This window comes from Chitinophaga sp. (genome assembly GCF_036566945.1).
Classification (GTDB): domain Bacteria; phylum Bacteroidota; class Bacteroidia; order Chitinophagales; family Chitinophagaceae; genus Chitinophaga.
In genome coordinates, this window is the sequence record NZ_DATCVJ010001087.1 from 1 (window position 1) to 2,492 (window position 2,492).

A 2,492-nucleotide genomic window follows, 5' to 3' on the forward strand; every position below is an offset into this window, starting at 1 on the left:
CAACAAAAAGAACTGGTATAATGCCTTCCTGGCAAGGAAAGTCAAAAGGAAGCAAGTTTGGATATAGTTGTTTTGTTTTCCTGCTTAATCATGGGGGAGTAATGCCGGCTTATCTGTTGCTTAGGTTCGTGGCTTTCTATTTCTTCGCATTTTCCTGGAGCTCCTCAAAACCTCTCTATCATTATTTCCGTACAAAAATAGGATACGGCAGGTGGCGCGCATTGCTTAGTCTGTACCGTAATTATCATGTGTTTGGCCAAACGTTGATAGACAAGGTGGTGGTGATGGCCAACATGTCCAATAAATTTACTTTTGAATTTGAGGGTGAACATTATTTACGTGAAATGATTGCCGGTGGTAAGGGCGGCATATTACTGAGCGCCCACCTGGGTAACTGGGAAGTAGCCGGACATCTCTTTAAACGCCTGCAAACCCGTATCAATATTGTGATGTTTGATGGAGAACACCAGCGCATCAAGGATTACCTGTCTGGTATTACCGGTGACCGTAACATGAATATTATAGTCATAAAAGACGATTTGTCTCATATCTACGCCATCAATGAAGCCTTGAGTAACAAGGAAATGGTATGTATGCATGCCGATCGTTTTTTACCCGGTAATAAAACACTGACGACTTCCTTTTTGGGGCAGGATGCCCGTTTTCCTATGGGCCCCTTCCTGCTGGCCGCTACCTTCCGGGTGCCGGTTTCCGTGGTGTTTGCCTTTAAGGAATCTGCTACTCATTACCATTTCTATGCGACTGAACCCCGTCAATATCATGGGCGCCGTAACGAAGGAGTGGAAACCTCCCTTCATGATTTTGTACAGCGCGTAGAAGAAAAAGTACAGCGTTACCCCGTGCAATGGTTTAATTATTACGATTTTTGGGAATAATGCGTGTTTTTACTGTTAATTATTTCGTATAATTCAATTTATTTCGTGTTTAATTTTTAATAATAACTTGCGCAGATGTTTATTCATACAGATGATATAACCGCATATATTCCTCAGCGTACTCCTATTGTGATGATTAGTGGTATCCTGGAAGTAAATGGCCCCGTAACCCGTACCGGTCTTCACATTGCAGCCGATAATATTTTTGTGGAGAATGGAGTCCTTACTGCTCCCGGCCTGATGGAAAACATTGCGCAAACAGCGGCTGCCCGCATCGGATATATTGCCAAACAGGAAAATAGTCCCGTTCCACTGGGATTTATTGGCGCAGTGAAAGACCTGGAAATCCTGGAACTCCCTCCTGCAGGGCAAATGATTGAAACTACCACGGAAATCGGCGGTGAAGTATTCAACGCTACCATGGTAACTGGAAAAGTGATGTTTGAAGGCCGCGTAATGGCACAATGCGAAATGAAAATCTTTATCAATCCCATAATATAGTTAATATGAACTGTAGAACATTTATCGCACTACCATTGATTGTTTTAAGCATGTTCGCCATGGATGCCCATGCTCAAAAATTAAAAAACTTTCTGGACAACAAAGATTCTTCTTTCACCTGGCTGGGAGCAGATTTTACACAAACAAAACTCATTGGTGATGCTGCCGCTAAAACAGATGCGATCGTAGAGCATGATCTCACCGCCATCAACCAGGCCATCGTGAACGAACAGAAAAAGTATGATATCCCCGGTATGTTTCACCGCGAAAAATATAATACCAGCATTACCCTGGTGAACAAGCGCAATGAAGCCATCAAGCCGGACGGCTTTTTATCAGATGAATCTGCCGATTTTGAACGCCTGAAACCAGAAGATATCACCAAAGTGGTAAAATCTTATGATTTCTCCGGCAAACATGGTATCGGTGTTTTATTCGTAGTGGAAGCGCTGAGCAAAACAGCTAAAAGCGCCGCTATGTGGTTAACCATTGTAGACCTGGACCGCAAAAATGTGCTGATGACAGAACGTTACGTAGGTAAAGCCAATAAAATTTCTTTCGGATGGCGCAACTACTGGCTCGCTCCTTTTAAAGATGTAATGGACGATGTAAGCGATGATTATAATAAAATGAGAACCAAATACGCAGATACCAAAGATGCGGAAGAAGAAAAACCGGTAGTGGCACCGGCAGAAAAGAAAGACACCAAAGTAGCAACAAAAGAAACAAAGAAACCAGCAAAGAAGAAAGGATAGATCATGACACTCACAGCCAGCACGAACATACTAATACGATTTAATGAAGCAGATCCGCTGGGAATAGTATGGCACGGGCATTATGTGCAGTATTTTGAAGACGGAAGAGAAGCTTTTGGCGAAAAATACGGACTACGTTACCTGGATATTTTTGAACAGGGATATAGTGTTCCGGTCGTGAACATACAATGTGATTACAAACGCTCTTTACGCTATGGCGATAGGGTAGTGGTAGAAACAAAGTACGTGGATGATATGGCCGCCAAAATAAAATTTGAATATATTCTTACCAATCCGGCAACTGGTGAAATCGTAGCAAAAGGATCTTCTGTCCAGGTGT

General features: G+C 42.7%; 4 protein-coding genes. All 4 read left to right on the forward strand.

Annotated elements, in window-relative coordinates:
• A partial coding sequence (locus VIP81_RS32735; RefSeq protein ID WP_331972225.1) for a hypothetical protein occupies positions 1–896 on the forward strand: 896 nt, incomplete at its 5' end.
• Between the two features lie 75 nt (positions 897–971).
• Positions 972–1,397, forward strand: a complete 426-nt coding sequence (locus VIP81_RS32740) for a 3-hydroxyacyl-ACP dehydratase (protein WP_331972228.1) — start codon at positions 972–974, stop codon at positions 1,395–1,397.
• A gap of 5 nt (positions 1,398–1,402) precedes the next feature.
• Positions 1,403–2,152 carry a hypothetical protein gene (locus tag VIP81_RS32745; protein WP_331972231.1) on the forward strand — a complete coding sequence of 250 codons (750 nt, stop codon included), beginning with the start codon at positions 1,403–1,405 and terminating at the stop codon, positions 2,150–2,152.
• A 3-nt stretch (positions 2,153–2,155) separates the two neighbouring features.
• Positions 2,156–2,492: acyl-CoA thioesterase (locus tag VIP81_RS32750; protein WP_331972234.1), on the forward strand; the 337-nt coding region annotated here is incomplete at its 3' end.

Excerpts from the sequence above, each read along its gene's own strand:
- VIP81_RS32740 (WP_331972228.1), top strand. The coding sequence starts at position 972 with ATGTTTATTCATACAGATGATATAACCGCATATATTCCTCAGCGTACT.
- VIP81_RS32745 (WP_331972231.1), top strand. The coding sequence starts at position 1,403 with ATGAACTGTAGAACATTTATCGCACTACCATTGATTGTTTTAAGCATG.